This is a genomic window from Streptomyces sp. NBC_00536, assembly GCF_036346295.1.
Taxonomy (GTDB): domain Bacteria; phylum Actinomycetota; class Actinomycetes; order Streptomycetales; family Streptomycetaceae; genus Streptomyces.
Genome location: NZ_CP107819.1, coordinates 6,773,855 through 6,788,660, shown reverse-complemented (window position 1 = coordinate 6,788,660; position 14,806 = coordinate 6,773,855). Strand labels below are relative to the sequence as shown.

General features: G+C 73.8%; 12 protein-coding genes. 7 read left to right on the top strand and 5 right to left on the bottom strand.

What is annotated here, in order from left to right; translation table 11 throughout:
* Positions 1-21: 21 nt before the first annotated feature.
* From OHS33_RS29050 to OHS33_RS29040, 3 genes are all read right to left on the bottom strand, one after another.
* Positions 22-693 carry a response regulator transcription factor gene (locus tag OHS33_RS29050; protein ID WP_330333365.1) on the bottom strand — a complete coding sequence of 224 codons (672 nt, stop codon included), beginning with the start codon at positions 691-693 and terminating at the stop codon, positions 22-24.
* Positions 694-830: 137 nt separating this feature from the next.
* On the bottom strand, positions 831-2,816 hold the full coding sequence (locus tag OHS33_RS29045) for an ABC transporter permease (RefSeq protein WP_330333364.1): 1,986 nt from the start codon (positions 2,814-2,816) through the stop codon (positions 831-833).
* Positions 2,816-3,562, bottom strand: coding sequence for an ABC transporter ATP-binding protein (locus tag OHS33_RS29040; protein ID WP_330333363.1), 747 nt, complete (start codon positions 3,560-3,562; stop codon positions 2,816-2,818). The genes OHS33_RS29045 and OHS33_RS29040 overlap by 1 nt, the downstream gene beginning before the upstream one ends.
* Before the next feature lie 173 nt (positions 3,563-3,735).
* Here OHS33_RS29040 and OHS33_RS29035 point away from each other — a divergent pair, with 173 nt between their 5' ends.
* Together OHS33_RS29035 and OHS33_RS29030 are read left to right on the top strand one after the other, a co-directional pair.
* Positions 3,736-5,016: a sensor histidine kinase gene (locus tag OHS33_RS29035; protein WP_330333362.1), complete on the top strand. Its 1,281-nt coding sequence runs from the start codon at positions 3,736-3,738 to the stop codon at positions 5,014-5,016.
* Positions 5,004-5,672 carry a response regulator transcription factor gene (locus OHS33_RS29030; protein ID WP_330333361.1) on the top strand — a complete coding sequence of 223 codons (669 nt, stop codon included), beginning with the start codon at positions 5,004-5,006 and terminating at the stop codon, positions 5,670-5,672. Before OHS33_RS29035 ends, OHS33_RS29030 begins: the two co-directional genes overlap by 13 nt.
* A gap of 37 nt (positions 5,673-5,709) precedes the next feature.
* Here the strand turns inward: OHS33_RS29030 and OHS33_RS29025 are convergent, their stop codons facing one another.
* Complete coding sequence (locus OHS33_RS29025; protein ID WP_330333360.1) at positions 5,710-6,381, bottom strand: hypothetical protein; 672 nt, start codon at positions 6,379-6,381, stop codon at positions 5,710-5,712.
* A gap of 220 nt (positions 6,382-6,601) precedes the next feature.
* Between OHS33_RS29025 and OHS33_RS29020 the strand changes: the two genes are divergently transcribed.
* Both OHS33_RS29020 and OHS33_RS29015 read left to right on the top strand, forming a co-directional pair.
* On the top strand, positions 6,602-8,938 hold the full coding sequence (locus OHS33_RS29020) for an immune inhibitor A domain-containing protein (protein WP_330333359.1): 2,337 nt from the start codon (positions 6,602-6,604) through the stop codon (positions 8,936-8,938).
* A gap of 175 nt (positions 8,939-9,113) precedes the next feature.
* The gene (locus OHS33_RS29015; protein ID WP_330333358.1) at positions 9,114-10,748 is read left to right on the top strand and encodes an ABC transporter ATP-binding protein; all 1,635 of its coding nucleotides are present in this window, start codon (positions 9,114-9,116) and stop codon (positions 10,746-10,748) included.
* A 3-nt stretch (positions 10,749-10,751) separates the two neighbouring features.
* Here the strand turns inward: OHS33_RS29015 and OHS33_RS29010 are convergent, their stop codons facing one another.
* Entirely contained in the window at positions 10,752-11,681 is a 930-nt protein-coding gene (locus tag OHS33_RS29010; RefSeq protein WP_330333357.1) for an oxidoreductase, read from the bottom strand.
* Positions 11,682-11,825: 144 nt separating this feature from the next.
* Between OHS33_RS29010 and cbiE the strand changes: the two genes are divergently transcribed.
* From cbiE to OHS33_RS28995, 3 genes are all read left to right on the top strand, one after another.
* On the top strand, positions 11,826-13,133 hold the full coding sequence (gene cbiE, locus OHS33_RS29005) for a precorrin-6y C5,15-methyltransferase (decarboxylating) subunit CbiE (RefSeq protein ID WP_330333356.1): 1,308 nt from the start codon (positions 11,826-11,828) through the stop codon (positions 13,131-13,133).
* Positions 13,130-13,879, top strand: coding sequence for a precorrin-4 C(11)-methyltransferase (gene cobM / locus OHS33_RS29000; protein ID WP_330333355.1), 750 nt, complete (start codon positions 13,130-13,132; stop codon positions 13,877-13,879). Before cbiE ends, cobM begins: the two co-directional genes overlap by 4 nt.
* Positions 13,880-14,060: 181 nt before the next feature.
* Positions 14,061-14,792: a cobalt-precorrin-6A reductase gene (locus OHS33_RS28995; RefSeq protein ID WP_330333354.1), complete on the top strand. Its 732-nt coding sequence runs from the start codon at positions 14,061-14,063 to the stop codon at positions 14,790-14,792.
* Positions 14,793-14,806: the final 14 nt, after the last annotated feature.

The window sequence follows — 14,806 nt, the reverse complement described above, 5'->3', positions numbered from 1 at the left end:
GGAACTACGAACCACTACATTTCACTCGGTGATGTCTTGCAGCCGTTCGATGCCGCGCAGATAGTCGAGTACCGCGAGCACCCTGCGGTGATTCTCTCCGGTATTGGGGATCTGCAGCTTCCCGAGAATGGCGGTGACGTGTTTTTCCACGGCGCGTTCGGAAATGCCGAGGCGGTTGACGATTCCGCCGTTGGTGAGGCCGGTGGCCATGAGTTCCAGGACCTGGCGTTCACGGGGCGTCAGCAGGTCCGTGGCCCGCTTCTCCCGCGGGCTGCCCACGAATTGCTTGAAGATGTCGGAGTCCAGGACGGTCTCCCCGGCGCGGACCCGCTGGAGGGCGGAGAGGAACTCGTCGAAGTCGCCCACCCGCTGCTTGAGCAGGTACCCCGTCCCACCTCGGGCGTTGCGGACCAGTTCCTCGGCGTACGTGTGCTCCACGTACTGGGAGAGGAGCAGCACCGCGGTCCCCTCGCAGTGCCGCTGGATCTCGATGGCCGCCCGGATGCCCTCGTCGGTGTGGGTGGGCGGCATCCGGACGTCCAGGATCACCACGTGCGGCCGGGTGGTGCGGACGACGTCGAGCACATTCGTGGTGTCACCCATCGATGCGACGACGTCAATTCCTTCGTCGGCCAGCAGCCTCGCTATTCCTGCTCGCAAGAGCGCGGAATCCTCGGCGATCGCGACGCGCATGGAAACTCCTGCTCGTGAGGATCAGGCCAGTTGACGGGCGCGGCCGTCGAATGGTGAACGTGAAGGGGGTGTGTCTTGTGGGGGGCCAGCATAGGCGCGAGGTGACGGCGAACGCTACGCCGCTCGCCGGGCGGGGCTCACTGCCGGGAAGTGATCGCCGCCACGCCCCCTTGCCGGAGCAGGCGCCCGGTCGCGACGAGGCTGACCACCACGCCCACCAGCACGCAGGACCCGGCCAGGGCGGCGAGCAGGGCCCACGGCACGCTCAGCGGGGGTTCGCCGCCGAGGACGGTGAGCGCGCCCCGGTAGGACCGGGCGCCGATGGTGACGATGGCGGCGGCGATCGCGATGCCCGCCGTGGTGGTGGCGAGGGTCTCCCACACGGCGGTGCGGCGCAGTTGTCCCGCGCTCACCCCGATCATGCGCATCCCGGCGACCTCGCGGCCGCGCCTGCTGTAGGACATGACCAGGGTGCTGGCGACGGCGATCAGCGCGTACAGCGAGGCGGGCCCGGTCAGGACGAGCAACACCAGGCGGTTCAGCCGGTCCTGGCCGGTGGAGTGGTGGTCGAACCAGCGGACGCTCTCGGTGACCTCGACCCGGTCCGGGCCCAGGCGCCGGGTCAGGTCGGCGGCGACCGCGCCGGCCGAGCCCGCGGCCCCCGGATCGAGCAGGACGCTCGCCCGCTCGGGTGCGGCGGCCGCGCCCGCCGCGTCGGCGGCGGGGAGCAGCAGGTGCGGCACCGCCGACCCGCCGTCCAGGACGGCGACGACCTTGGCCTTGACCGTCCGGCCGCCGAAGAGGCCGTACGTCACTTCGGTGCCCGCGTGGCGTCCGTACCAGTCGGCGAACTCCTTGGAGACCGCGACCGTTCCGGGCGCGAGGGCGCCCGCCGTGCCCTCGGTGACGGTGATCCGGTGGGTCCGGGCGAGGGCGGCCGGGTCGGCCACCGCCGCCTGGTCCTTCCACACCTCGATCGCTCCGGCGACCGCCACCTCCAGCGGGGCCGGCGCCGAGACGGCCGCCACCCGCGGATCGGCGCGCAGCGCCGCGAGGTCGGCGGCGCTCAGCCCGCCGCCGCCCACGGGCTCGACGATCAACTGCGCGGCGGTACGGGCCCGGTCGTCGGCCTCGGTGGCGGCGCCGGCGGTGGACAGGACGGTGGTGAACACCCCGACGATGGCGACGATCGCCAGGACCGGTCCCACCAGCGAGGCGGTGCGGCGGCGCGAGGTGGTGACGGAGGCGGCGGCCATCCGTCCGGCGACCGGGTCGGCCCAGCGCAGCGGCAGGGACAGCAGCCGCAGCAGCGGCGGGAGGTAGGCGGGGCCGAGCAGGGTCGCCGCGACGGCCAGTGCCATCGCGCCGAAGAGGGCCAGCGGCGTGGCCGCCTCCGCACCGGAGCCGGGCGCGATGCTCACCATGACGGCGCCGGTGACCAGCAGCGCCGCGCCCGTCACCGCGCGCCCGGCGGTCATCGCCTTGGCGTCCAGGTCGGCCTCGCGCAGGGCCTCGGTGGGCCGGACCCGGGCCGCACGCTTCGAGGCGGCGAAGACGCCCAGTACCGCGATGAGCAGACCGCTGCCCGCGGCGAACACCAGCGGCCACAGCACCGGGCCCGGGTGCAGCTCGACCGGGGAGAGGCCGGTGCTGTTCAGGGCGTCGAGCACGGAGGGCGCGGCCACGGCCGCGGCGAGGCAGCCGGTCACGGCGGCGGGCACGGCCACCGCGAGGGACTCGCCCAGCACCATCCGGCGCACCTGCGGGCCGCCCGCGCCGACAAGGCGCAGCAGCCCCATGTCCCGGCGGCGCAGCGCGATGCCGAAGGCGCAGGTGCCCGCGATGACGAAGACGGTCACGAAGGCAGAGACGACCCCGGCCATCGCCAGGACGCTCTGTACGCCGCCCATGTCCAGGGTCCCGCCGGAGAGGGTACGGGCCGTGCCCGTCCCGTCGGTGAGGGTGACCGAGGGGAGGTCAGCGGCGGGGGCGGGCACCGACCAGGTGGCGGCCAGGGCGGCGGCCGAGACCCCGATGAGCGCCACGCCGAGGGCGAGCGCGACGAACGTACCGACGAACAGCGCCCAGTAGTGGCGCACGGACTGGACCGATATGCGCCACATCAGCGCTCCCAGACGCTGAGCTGGGCGGCGACCGCGTCGGCCGTCGGATGGTCGAGACGGCCGACGACCCGGCCGTCGGACAGGAAGATCACCCGGTCCGCGCAGGCGGCGGCCGCCGGGTCGTGGGTGACCATGGCGACCGTACGGCCCGCCCGGTCCACGGTGTCGCGCAGCAGCGCCATGATCTGCCGGCCGGTCTGCCGGTCCAGGGAGCCGGTCGGCTCGTCGGCGAAGACGATCTCCGGTTCGGCGACCAGGGTGCGGGCGATGGCGACCCGCTGCTGCTGGCCGCCGGAGAGCTGGGCCGGGCGCCGGTCCGCCTTGTCCGCGAGCCCCACCTGCGCCAGTGCCTCCATGACCTTGGCCTTTCGGACCCGGCCACCCTGGAGCCGCAGCGGCAGGGCCACGTTCTCGTAGGTGGTGAGCATGGGCAGCAGGTTGAACTGCTGGAAGACGAAACCGATCCGGTCGCGCCGCACCCGGGTCAGCTCGCGCTCGTCACAGGCCGCGAGGTCGGTGTCACCGAGGAAGACCTGCCCGCTGTCGGGGGTGTCCAGGCCCGCCGCGCAGTGCAGCAGGGTGGTCTTGCCGGAGCCCGAGGGACCCATCACCGCCGTCAGTGCCCGCTGCGGGAAGCCGACGCTGACCGCGTGCAGGACGGGGACCGGGCCCGCGGCGCTCGGGTAGCTCTTGGTCACGGAGGCCATGTGGACGGCGGGCAGCTGGGTATCGGTAAGCAGGGGCATAACCCCAGTTCAGCAGGGTGGACCCGGGTGGCGCAGTGGGTCTGCGCGGAGACCTCGGAGTGGGGTTTCCCCTACCTCCCGCGGGCCCCGCAGACCGCTACAGTCGAGGTCAGACCATGATCCTTGACAGGATCCGCGGTCCGATGCCGACCACGATCCCCGGAGGCCCCGTCATGAGCACCGTCGCCGTCTGGGAGGCCCTGCGGCGGCGCCCCCTGCGCTATCTCGTGTCCCGCTGGCCGCTGCGCGCCTGGGCCTTCCTGCTCGGCGGGACCGTGTGGGGCTTCCTGGTGCTGCTCGGCTTCGCCGCGCTGCTGTTCGTCGGGCTCGGGCTGTCCGTCCTCGGGATCGGACTGGCCGTCCTGATGGGCGCGGCCGTCTTCGGGATCCCGGTCGCCGCCGCCGAGCGGCGGCGGCTGCGTCTGGTGGAGCCGCAGCCGCTGCTCGATCCGCACGGCTCGCTGCCGGGCACGGGCGCCCTGCCCTGGCTGCGGACCCGGCTGCGCGAGCGGGCGACCTGGCGCGAACTGGCGTACGTACCCCTGCTCGGCGTGGTGTTCACCGCCGCCGGGATCGGGTTCACGGCCCTGCTCGGCCTCTCGCTGCTGCTGGTGGCCACCCCGGTGATCGTGTGGGCCATCGCCCCCGACCAGGTGATGCTGCTGCCCGGGCAGGCCGTCGAGGACCCGGTCGCGGCGCTGCCGGGAACCGCCGTCGGACTGCTCGGGCTGCTGGTGGCCGCGTACGCGGGCGGGCTGCTGGCGGGCGCACAGGTGCGGACCGCGCAGTTCCTGCTGTCCGCCCGCGAGGAGGACCTCGGCAGCCGGGTCATCGAACTCACCCGTTCCCGGGCCCGTTTGGTCGACGCCTTCGAGGCGGAGCGGCGCCGGATCGAGCGGGACCTGCACGACGGCGCCCAACAGCAGCTCGTGGCCCTCACCATGACCCTGGGCCTGGCCGAACTGGAGCTGCGCGGGCAGGAGTCGGCGGCCTCCCCGCTGATCGCCCGGGCCCGCGGCGAGGCCCGGCAGGCGCTGGAGCAACTGCGCGGGCTGGTCCGCGGGATCCACCCGCAGGTGCTCACCGACCACGGGCTGGCGGCGGCCGTCGCCGAACTGGCGCTGCGCAACCCGATCCCGGTGAGCGTGGACATCGAACTCCCCGGGCGGCTCCCGTCGCCGGTGGAGACCATGGCGTACTTCACCGTCACCGAGGCCCTCACCAACGCGTCCAAACACAGCGGCGCGGACACGGTCGCGGTGGTCGGGCGGCTGCGCGGTGAACGACTGGTCCTGCTGATCACCGATGACGGGCACGGCGGCGCGGATCCGCTCGCCGGGTCCGGTTTGCAAGGATTGGCGGACCGTGTGGCCATTTTGAAAGGCAGGCTCATCGTGACCAGTCCCGTCGGCGGACCGACCCAGCTCCGTGTGGAGGTCCCGTGCTCCGGCTAGTGCTCGCCGAGGATTCCGTACTGCTGCGGGCGGGGCTGGTCGAGCTGCTGTCCCGGGTCGGCCACGAGGTGGTCGCCGCCGTCGGCGACGCGGAGGAGCTGGCCCGCGCGGTGGACGCGGACCGGCCCGACGTGGTGATCACCGATGTGCGGATGCCGCCCGGTTTCCGCGACGAGGGGCTCAAGGCCGCGCTCGACCTGCGTGCCCGGCACGCGGCGCTGCCGGTGCTGGTGCTCTCGCAGTACGTGGCCACCGCGTACGCCGCCCAGCTGTTCAGCGGTGCTTCCTCGGCCGAAGGGGGCCTGGGCTACCTGCTCAAGGACCGGGTCGGGGAGGTGTCGGAGTTCATGGACGCCCTGGACCGGGTCGCGCAGGGGCAGACCGTCATCGACCCGGAGGTGGTACGGGTCCTGCTCCAGCAGCGGAGCGCGGACCGGCCGCTGGCCCGGCTGACCCCGCGCGAACGGGAGGTGCTGGCCCTGATGGCCGAGGGCCTCAACAACCAGGCCATCGCGCAGCGGCTGACCGTGACGGAGGCCTCGGTGGTCAAGCACGCGGGCAACGTCTTCATGAAGCTGCAACTGGATCCGACGGAGGGCAACCGGCGCGTCCTGGCGGTGCTGGCCCATCTGCGCGGCGAGGCCCCGCCGGGCTGAGTACCCGCCGGGCTGACGGCCCCGCCGCCCCGGGGCGTCAGGCCGGTCGGCGGGCGGCGGGGAGGTCGCGGGCCAGCGGGGAGAGGGCCGCGCAGAAGAGGACGGCGCCGAGCGGGATCAGGTCGAGGCTGGCCACCATGACGGCGGTGCCGAGCACCACGGCGACGGGGCGCCAGGCGGCGATGCGGCGCTGGACGGTGAGCTGCACCACGATCCAGATCAGGCCGAGGTACAGGAACATCGGGACGACCGTGTAGACGAGGGGCATCACCCCGGGGTGGCTCTGGACCTGCTCGAAGAGGCGGTTCATCTCAGGGCGGTCGGCCGAACGGAAGCCGACGACGAGGTCGATGACCGCCTGCGCGGTGACGGCCAGCGTGCCGGCCAGGCCGAGGCCGGTCGCGACGTTCGCGCTCGTCCGCCCCGCGGTGGTGGCCGGTTCGACGAGCCGCCGCAGGCCGAGGAAGACGGCGCCGAAGAGGAGCACCCCGGTCATCAGGAAGAGGTGGCCGGAGGTCCAGGCGAGGTCCGGCTCGTGGTCCGGGGCGGAGAGCCGGATGGCCCCGTAGGCCAGCATGCACAAGGGCGCGGCCACGAAGGCGGCCCGGGTGAGGGCGGTCCGGCGAGGCCCCCAAGTGCGGCTGCTCTCCAGGTGGTTGACGGTCGGTCTGTGGGCTTCGGCCCGGTCGCTCGGCGCTCGCTTCGTCATGTCCCGATCATGTCCGTCGCGGGCGGTACCGGGATATCGGGAATCACCCCGAGCCGACCCCGAGGCACCCCTGATCACCCCGGCCCCCGCAACCCTGAGGCCCCCCAACCCTCAAGACCCCGCAACCCCGAGGATCCCGGCCCCGCAACCCCTATGCGTCACCTGTGACATGTGAAATATTACCTGCGCCCCGGCCGAACTCCCAGAAAGGTCAGCCACGTTGCGCAGACTCGTCGCGGCAGGAGCGGCGATAGCCATCGCCCTCCTCGCCACCCCCGCGCTCTCCCCCGCCGCGCTCGCCGCGGTCCCGCCCGCCCCCGCACCACAGACCACCCGGAGCGAGCAGGCGGCCGCCCCGCCGCCCGCGCCCCTGGAACTCCAGCGCCAGGCCCTGCGCCGCCAGGCCCTCGAAGGCGTCGCCGCGGGGCCCGGCGGCGGCCCCGCGGCCCTGCGGGCCGAGGCGGACGGCACCCTCCCCCGCACCGCCAAGGTCGGCAAGAACTACGTGGAACTGGCCCAGGAACGCAAGGACAAGGTGTTCGTGATCCTGGCCGAATTCGGCGACCAGGTCGACAACACCACGCAGTACGAGGGCAAGCCGCGCTTCGGCGGCACGCCCGGCCCCCTGCACAACACGATCCCCAAGCCGGACAAGAGCGACAACCACACCCTGTGGCGCAAGGACTTCAGCCAGGCCTCCTACCAGCAGCAGTTCTTCTCCGACGCCCCCGGCGCGGTCAGCCTGCGCTCCTACTACGACCTCCAGTCCTCCGGCCGCTACGACATGGACGGCCAGGTCACCGGCTGGGTCAAACTCCCCTGGAACGAAGCCCGTTACGGCACCGACAACTGCGCCGAAGCGGGCCAGTGCCGCACCAACTGGGACCTGGTCCGCGACGCCACCGACGCCTGGTACCGGGGCGAGGTGGCCAAGGGCCGCACCCCGGCCGAGATCAAGGCCGAGCTGGCCGAGTACGACGTCTGGGACCGCTACGACGCCGATCACGACGGCAACTTCAACGAGCCGGACGGCTACCTGGACCACCTCGTCATCGTGCACGCGGGCAAGGACCAGACCTGGGGCGGCGGGGCGCAGGGCAAGGACGCCGTCTGGGCGCACCGCTGGTTCGCCTACTACGACCAGGCCGGCACCGCGGGCCCCGCGGGGAACAAGGCGGGCGGCACCCCGGTCGGCGACACCGGGATCTGGGCGGGTGACTATCTGACCGGCGGCGAGAACAGCGGAGTAGGCCTCTTCGCCCACGAGTTCGGCCACGATCTGGGCCTGCCCGATCTGTACAGCTCGGACGGGGACAACAGCGTCAACTTCTGGTCGCTGATGTCCTCCGCCTCCTACCTCGGCAAGGGCGCCAACACCACCGGCGCCTTCCCCGGCGACCTCGACGCGTGGAGCAAGCTCCAACTGGGCTGGCTCGAATACACCGAAGCCGACGCGGGCCGCAGGACCAAGGCGGTGCTCGGCGTCTCCGGCTACAACACCGAGGATCCACAGGCCCTGCTGGTGCACCTGCCACCCTCGGTGACCCGGACCGAACTGGCCGATCCGTACGAGGGCGCGGCCCAGTGGTGGAGCGGCACCGGGGACTTCATGGACAACACCCTCACGCGCACGGTCGACCTCACCGGGATCCCGGCCGGCGCCCCGGCCCGGCTCGACGCCCGGGTCTGGTACGACGTGGAGAAGGACTTCGACTTCCTCACCGTGGAGGCGTCCACGGACGGCGGCGCGACCTGGGCGGCCCTGCCGGGCACGGTCGGCGGCGCGGCGATCCCCGCGAAGGGGATCTCCGGCACCTCGGGCGGCTGGGCCGAACTCGGGGTGCCCCTGGGCGCGTACGCGGGCAAGAGCGTCTCGCTGCGGCTGCGGGTGACCTCCGACAGCAACACCCACGGCAAGGGCGCGGCCTTCGACGACCTGCGGATCACGGCGGACGGCCGCGAGCTGCTGCGCGACGGCGCGGAGCAGGGCGACAACGGCTGGACCGCCCTCAAGTGGTCGCGCACCGAGGGGCGTTACGGCACCGAGCAGCACCCGCGCGCCTACGTGGTGGAGAACCGGCGCTACACCGGTTTCGGCCAGTACCTCAAGACCGGGCCGTACAACTTCGGGCAGAGCGGCGACACGGTGGAGTTCTACCCCTACCAGCAGGGCGTGCTCATCTGGCTGTGGGACACCGCGTACAGCGACAACACCACCAAGGCGCACCCGGGCGGCGGCCTGCTGCTGCCGGTCGACGCCCGCCCCGAGGCGCTGCGGTTCCCGGACGGCTCGCTGGTCAACGCCCGGGCGCAGACCTTCGACGCGACGTTCTCGCTGCGGCCGAGCGACAAGATCACGCTGCACAAGGCGGGGGCGCCGCTGGTGGTGCCCGCGCGGCCGGGCGTGCCCGTCTTCGACGACCGGCACGGCACGTACTGGAACGCCGACCTGCCGCAGGTCGGGGTGAAGGTGCCGGACACCGGGACCCGGATCTCGGTGGTGAAGGAAGCCTCGGGCGGGGCGCTGACCACGGTGCAGGTGAGCCCGGCCGGCTGAGCCACGCGGGGTCCCGGTGACCGGGACCCGGACGCGGGGATTCCCCGGCGCGGGATGGGGTGCGGGATGTGGTGCGGACTTGGCGGTGCTCCGACTCAGGGGTGTCGGTTACCATCCGTGCTACTCAACCTGCCGCTGTAGCCCCAGAGTTGGCCCGCACCGCCGAGGAATCCCCGTGATCAGCTTCGAAAACGTCAGTGTCAAGTACGACGACGCGCCCCGGTCCGTGCTGCGGGACGTGAACCTGACCGTCAGGGAAGGCGAGTTGTGCCTGGTGGTGGGGCACACCGGCGTCGGCAAGTCCACCCTGCTGGGCGCGGTCAACGGCCTCGTCCCGCACTTCACCGGCGGCACCCTGTACGGCAGGGTGACCGTCGGCGGCCGGGACACCGCCGAGCACGCACCGCGCGAACTCGCCGACCTGGTCGGCGTGGTGGGCCAGGATCCGCTCGACGGTTTCGTCACCGACACCGTGCAGGAGGAGCTGGCCTACGCGATGGAACAGCTCGCCGTGGCACCGGCGGTGCGGCGCGAGCGGATCGAGGAGACCCTCGACCTGCTGGGCCTGACCGGGCTGCGCCACCGGCCCCTGCACGAGCTGTCCGGCAGCCAGCAGCAGCGCGTGGCCATCGGTTCCGTACTGACCGCGCGCCCCCGGGTGCTGGTCCTGGACGAGCCGACCTCCAGTCTCGGCCCGGCGGCGGCCGAGGAGCTGATGGCGGCCGTCACCCGGCTGGCGCGCGAGCTGGGGGTGACCGTGCTGCTCTCCGAGCACCGGCTGGAGCGGGTCGCGCAGTACGCGGACCGGGTGATCCACCTCCCCGGCGACGGGACCGTGGCCTGTGGTCCTCCGGCCGAGGTGTTCCGTACGTCGACGGTCGCGCCCCCGGTGGTGGAGCTGGGGCGGCTCGCGGGCTGGACCCCGCTGCCCCTGTCGGTGGATGACGCCCGGCGGGCGGCCGCGCCGTTGCGGACGGGGCTGGCCGGGCGGACGCCCGCACCGGTGCGCCCCGCCGCCGACCGGGGCGCGTGGACCGGGCGCCCCGAGGCGCTGCGGGCGAGCGCGGTGACCGTGACCCACATGGGGCTGCCCGCCGTGCGCGAGGTGGACCTGGTCCTGCGGTCGGGGGAGGTCACCGCGCTGATGGGCCCGGACGGCTGCGGCAAGTCCTCGCTGCTGTCCGCCCTGCACGGGTCGGGGCCGCGCCGGTCCGGCACCGTGGCGGTCGGCGGCGAGGGGGGCCGGGATCCCGGCGCGCTCCCGGCCGCCGAGGCCCGGCGGCTGGTGTCGATGGTCCCGCAGACGCCCACCGACCTGCTCACGCGGGAGACCGTACGGCAGGAACTCGCCCGGGCGGACGCGGACTCGGCCGGGTCCGGAGCCCGGCCCGCGCGGGAGCTGCTGGACCTGCTGGTGCCGGGGATCGACGACGCCATGCACCCCCGGGACCTCTCGGAGGGCCAGAAGCTGGCGCTCGTCCTCGCCGTCCGGCTCTCGGCGGCGCCGGGGGTGCTCCTGCTGGACGAGCCGACGCGCGGCCTGGACCGCCGGGCCAAGTCGGCGCTGATCCGGATCCTCGACGGGCTGGTGGCGCGGGGCAGGGCGGTGCTGATCGCCACGCACGACGTGGAGTTCGCGGTGCTGGCGGCCGACCGCGTGGTGGTCATGGCGGAGGGCGAGACCGTCGTGGACGGTCCGGCCGCCGATGTCCTGGCGGCCTCCACGGCCTTCGCCCCGCAGCTCGCCGGAATACTCTCCCCGCTCACCTGCCTGACGGTGGACCAGGTCGCGGACCTGCTGGCGCTGTGACGATCAGCTCGCGAGGCCTTCGTACAAGACGGCTGTGAGCTTCTCGGAGGCGGCCCAGAGCGCTTCGCCGGACGTGTCGTCCAGGGTCCACTTCGCCCGCCAGGAACGTACGGGAGCACCGCGCCAGCCGAGCTTCGGCCCGATGAAGTCGTCCGGGCGGACTCCGGGCGCGGTGGCCGCGTACAGGGTGGGGAGCGCGCCGGACCCGGCGGGCTGGGCGACGACGGCGTTCGCGAGCGCCATCATCCGCTCGGTGACCTTGCGGCCCTCCTGCTGCGCGGCGGCGGTCTGGAGGTTGGTGTCCGCGTAGCCGGGGTGGGCGGCGGCCGCGACGATGCCGGAGCCCGCGGCGGCGAGCCGCCGGGACAGCTCGTGCACGAAGAGCAGATTGGCGGTCTTGGAGCGGCCGTAGGCGATCCAACGCCGGTAGTCCCGCTCGCTGTTGAGATCGGTGAGGTCGATGTTCCCGAGGGCGTGGAAGCCGCTGGAGAGGGAGACGATCCGGGCGCCGGGCGTGTGCAGGAGGTGCGGCAGGAGCAGGCCGGTGAGGGCGAAGTGGCCGAGGTGGTTGACCCCGAACTGCGTCTCGAACCCGTCGGCGGTGCGCCCGTACGGCAGGGCCATCACCCCGGCGTTGTTGACGAGGAGGTCGAGGGTGCCCTGCCCGGCGCCGTATCCGGCGGCGAACTCCCTTACGGAGCCCAGGTCGGCGAGGTCGAGCGGGGCGAACTCGGCGTCGGCGCCCGGCACTTCCCGGCGGATCAGGGCCTCGGCGGCCCGGCCGCGGGTCTCGCTGCGGCAGGCCAGCACGACGCGCGCCCCGCGCCGGGCCAGTTCCCGGGCGGCGACGTACCCGATACCGCTGTTGGCCCCGGTGACCACGGCGGTGCGCCCGCTCTGGTCGGGGATGTCCTTCGCTGTCCAGCCCGGCATGGCGCACCCGCTCCTTCGCCCACGACACCGTGGTTACCACTGGTAACCATCTCTGCCTCCACCCTAGCCCCGCACCCCGGTCCGGGGGGTCTGACGGGGGCCAGTAGAGTGCGGTTCCACCCCCTTCCCCCGAGGTACCGCGCCATGAGCCCCCTGCCACCACCCCCCGCGACGACCGGACCGCCCGTCACGGTCGTCGGCATCGGCGCGGACGGCTGGGCCGGACTCACCGGTACCGCCCGGACCGCCCTGACCCGCGCCGACGTGCTGATCGGCGGGCCGCGCCAGCTGGTGCTGCTGCCCGAAGCCGAGTGCGGGGGCGAGCGGGTGTCCTGGCCGAGCCCGCTGCGCCCCGCCGTGCCCCGGCTGCTGGAGAAGTACGCCGGGCAGCGGATCGCCGTGCTGGCGAGCGGGGACCCCATGTTCTACGGGATCGGCCGCGCGCTGTCCGAGGAACTGGGCCCGGACGCCCTGCGGGTCCTCCCGCACCCCTCGTCCGTGTCCTACGCGTGCGCGCGGGCGGGCTGGCCGGTGGAGGACACCGAAGTGGTCACCACCGTGGGCCGGCCGGTGGCCCGGCTCGCCGCCGCCCTGCACGAGGGACGCCGGGTCCTGGTGCTCAGCGCGGGCGCGGGCACCCCGGGCGAGATCGCCGCTCTGCTACGAGAGCGGGGCTTCGGCCCGAGCCTGATGCGGGTCATGGAACAGCTCGGATCCGCTGAGGAACGTACGTACGAGGGCACGGCCGACCGGTGGGAACACGCCCCCGGCGACCCCCTGAACGTGGTGGCCGTCGACTGCCGCCGGGCCGCGGGCGTGCCGCGCCTGGGCGCGGGCCCCGGCCTGCCCGACTCCGCCTACGAGCACGACGGCCAGCTCACCAAGCGCCACGTCCGGGCCGCGACCCTCGCCGCCCTGGCCCCCGCGCCCGGGGAACTCCTGTGGGACATCGGCGGCGGCTCCGGCTCCATCGGCATCGAGTGGATGCGCACCCACCCGGCCTGCCGCACCGTGACGGTGGAGCGCGACCCGGAGCGGGCGGGGCGGATCACCCGCAACGCCGACGCCCTGGGCGTACCCGCCCTGCGCGTCGTCCTCGGCGCGGCCCCGGCCGCCCTCGACGGACTGCCCGCGCCCGACGCGGTGTTCATCGGCGGCGGGCTGACCGCGCCGGGGCTGCTCGACGCGGTGTGGTCGGCGCTGCCGGTGGGCGGACGCCTCGTCGCCAACACGGTCACCCTGGAGTCGGAGGCACTGCTCGCGCAGTGGTACCGGGGCCACGGCGGCGACCTGGTCAAACTCGCCGTCGCACACGCGGTGGCGGTCGGCGCCTTCACGGGCTGGCGCCAGGCGATGGCGGTCACCCAATGGTCGGTGACGAAGTCAGCAGCAGCATCGTCGTCGTCATCACCATCATCGGAACCGGAACCGGAAGCAGAGGACCGCACATGACCGTGTACTTCATCGGAGCGGGCCCCGGGGCCGCCGACCTGATCACGGTGCGCGGCGCGCGTCGGCTCGCGGCCAGTCCCGTGTGCCTGTACGCGGGCAGCCTGGTGCCGCGCGAACTGCTGGCCGAATGCCCGGCGGACGCCCGGCTGGTCGACACCTCGCAGCTCAACCTGGACGAGATCCTGGCCGAGTTGACCGCCGCGCACGCGGCCGGGCTGGACGTGGCGCGGCTGCACTCCGGCGACCCGTCCGTCTTCAGCGCGGTCGCGGAGCAGATGCGGCGCCTCGACGCGGCCGGCATCCCGTACGAAGTCGTGCCGGGCGTACCGGCGTTCGCGGCGGCGGCGGCCGCGCTGAAGCGGGAGCTGACGGTGCCGACCGTCGGGCAGACGGTCATCCTGACCCGGATCGCCCAGCAGGCCACCCCGATGCCGGAGGGCGAGGACCTGGCGACCCTCGGCCGCAGCGGGGCGCTCCTGGTCCTGCACCTGGCCACGCGCTACGTCGACCGGGTGGTCGACGAACTCCTGCCGCACTACGGGGCCGAGTGCCCCGTGGCCGTGGTCGCGATGGCCAGCCGCCCCGACGAACTGATCCTGCGCGGCACCCTGGCGGACATCGCGGACGCGGTGAAATCGGCCGGCCTGGTCCGCACGGCGGTCATCATCGTCGGCCGCACCCTGGCCGCCGCCCAATTCCCGGACAGCCACCTCTACTCCCCAGCCCGCAACCGCCATGCCTGCTGAAGGGCCCCAGCCACATCCAGCCCGCACGGACCCGGGGCCCCAGCCAAATCCAGCCCGTCCGGCGTTTGAGGACCCGCCGGAGGCCCCCACAACCCGCACGGGCCCGGAAGCCCAGCCAAATCCAGCCCGTCCGGCGTTTGAGGACCCGCCGGAGGCCCCCGCGCCCCGCGCGGACCGCCACGTGCTGATCCTCGGCGGCACCACCGAGGCCCGCCACCTCGCCGAAGCCCTCGCGGCGCAGCCACACCGCCTCCACGTCACCACGTCCCTGGCCGGCCGCGTAACCCACCCGACCCGCCCCCCGGGCGACACCCGGATCGGCGGCTTCGGCGGCCCCGACGGCCTCGCCGACTGGCTGCGCGCCCACGCCGTGGACGCGGTCGTCGACGCCACCCACCCCTTCGCGGAGCGGATGAGCTTCAACGCGGCCGCCGCCTGCGCAGCGACCGGCGTCCCCCTCCTCGCCCTGCGCCGCCCCGCCTGGACCCCGTCCCCCGGGGACGACTGGCACCACGTCCCCACCCTCGCCGCGGCCGCCGCCGCCCTGCCCGCCCTGGGCCGCCGCGCGTTCCTGACCACGGGCCGGACGGGGCTGGCCGCCTTCGCGCACCTGGACGGGACCTGGTTCCTGGCCCGTTCCGTGGACGCCCCCACGGCCCCCGCCCCCCGGCACACCGAAGTCCTGCTGGCCCGGGGCCCGTTCACCCTCGACGGCGAGCGCGAGCTGATCCGTGAGCACCGTATCGACGTCTTGGTGACCAAGGCGAGCGGCGGTTCGGCGACCGCCCCGAAACTGGCGGCCGCCCGCGAGGCCGGCATCCCGGTGCTCGTGGTCGACCGCCCCCCGGTCCCGGGGGGCGTGCCGGTGGCCGCCTCCGCCGAGGCCGCCGCGTCCTGGCTGCTGCCCTACTGACCGGGGGAGGTCGG